This window comes from Pseudomonas sp. NPDC089569 (assembly GCF_050280625.1).
Classification (GTDB): domain Bacteria; phylum Pseudomonadota; class Gammaproteobacteria; order Pseudomonadales; family Pseudomonadaceae; genus Aquipseudomonas.
Window position 1 is genome coordinate 1 of sequence record NZ_JBNNVQ010000262.1, and the last position, 1,388, is coordinate 1,388.

General features: G+C 60.0%; 2 protein-coding genes and 2 pseudogenes. 1 reads left to right on the top strand and 3 read right to left on the bottom strand.

Features of this window, described 5'->3' with window-relative positions; genetic code table 11:
* Nucleotides 1-99 (top strand): annotated as a pseudogene (locus tag ACQKP2_RS32915) (phage tail assembly protein); the annotation flags it as partial.
* Here ACQKP2_RS32915 and ACQKP2_RS32920 read toward each other — a convergent pair.
* The 3 genes and pseudogenes from ACQKP2_RS32920 to ACQKP2_RS32930 all read right to left on the bottom strand — a co-directional run.
* A pseudogene (locus ACQKP2_RS32920) lies at nt 81-170 on the bottom strand (CcoQ/FixQ family Cbb3-type cytochrome c oxidase assembly chaperone); the annotation flags it as partial. The pseudogenes ACQKP2_RS32915 and ACQKP2_RS32920 overlap by 19 nt on opposite strands.
* Before the next feature lie 5 nt (nt 171-175).
* A complete protein-coding gene (gene ccoO, locus ACQKP2_RS32925; RefSeq protein WP_427582392.1) occupies nt 176-784 on the bottom strand; it encodes a cytochrome-c oxidase, cbb3-type subunit II in 609 nt (202 codons plus the stop codon).
* On the bottom strand, nt 784-1,388 hold a 605-nt coding region (locus ACQKP2_RS32930; protein WP_427582393.1), incomplete at its 5' end, for a cbb3-type cytochrome c oxidase subunit I. The genes ccoO and ACQKP2_RS32930, both read right to left, overlap by 1 nt.

The following is a 1,388-nucleotide window of genomic DNA, read 5'->3' on the forward strand; positions in this document are numbered from 1 at the left end:
CGGACCCTGACCGCGCTGAGCCTGGAGATGCCGGTACTGCGCGCCACCAAGGCGATGAAAAAACTGAAAACGGCCAAGGAACGCGCCGAATTCATTACCCACAAGGCCAGACCGACGAAGGCTACCATCACGACAACGGTGCCCAGGCCACGAATCATCCCGATATCCATTTAGATCACCGTTTGCTTTTGATGATGGTGCCCAGGCCTTGCAGATAGGCCACCAGCGCGTCCATTTCGGTTTTGCCCTTCACGGCATCCTTCGCACCGGCGATGTCTTCGTCGGTGTAAGGCACGCCGAGTGTGCGCAAGACTTCCATTTTTTTCGCGGTGTCCTTGCCGTCGAGCTTGTTTTCCACGAGGAACGGGTAGGCCGGCATTTTCGACTCCGGCACCACGTTGCGCGGGTTGTACAGGTGCGCGCGCTGCCAGTCATCGGAGTAACGACCGCCGACACGGGCCAGGTCCGGGCCGGTACGCTTGGAACCCCACAGGAACGGGTGATCCCAGACGCTTTCACCGGCGACCGAGTAATGGCCGTAGCGTTCGGTTTCGGCGCGGAACGGACGGATCATCTGCGAGTGGCAGCTGACACAGCCGTTGGCGATGAAAACGTCCCGGCCTTCCAGTTCAAGGGCTGGGCGGGGCTTCATGCCTTCGACCGGCTTGTTGGTGACGTCCTGGAAAAACAGCGGAACGATCTGGGTCAGGCCGCCGACACTGACGGCGATAACCATGAAGAAGGCCAGCAGGCCAATGTTCTTCTCGACTGCTTCATGCTTCATCAGTGAGCTCCAACTACAGCAATCTGTTCGGCGGCTTCAGCTTCAGCCGGGTTCGAAGCGCGTACGGTACGGAACACGTTGTAGGCCATGAGCAGCATGCCGGTGGCGAAGAACGCACCGCCCAGGGCGCGAACGATATAGCCGGGGTGGCTTGCCTGCAGGGCTTCGACGAAGGAGTAGGTGAGGGTGCCGTCATCGTTGATTGCACGCCACATCAGACCCTGGGTAATGCCGTTGACCCACATCGAGGCGATGTACAGAACGGTACCGATGGTGGCGAGCCAGAAGTGGGCGTTGATCAGCGGTGTGCTGTGCATCTGTGCACGACCGAACAGCTTCGGAATCATGTGGTAGATCGCGCCGATCGAGATCATCGCTACCCAGCCCAGTGCGCCGGCGTGTACGTGGCCGATGGTCCAGTCGGTGTAGTGCGAGAGCGAGTTGACGGTCTTGATCGCCATCATCGGGCCTTCGAAGGTCGACATGCCGTAGAACGCCAGCGATACGACGAGGAAGCGCAGGATCGGGTCGGTGCGCAGCTTATGCCAGGCGCCCGACAGGGTCATCTTTATCGAGACTGATGCAGAAAGGCCCGAGGAATCGC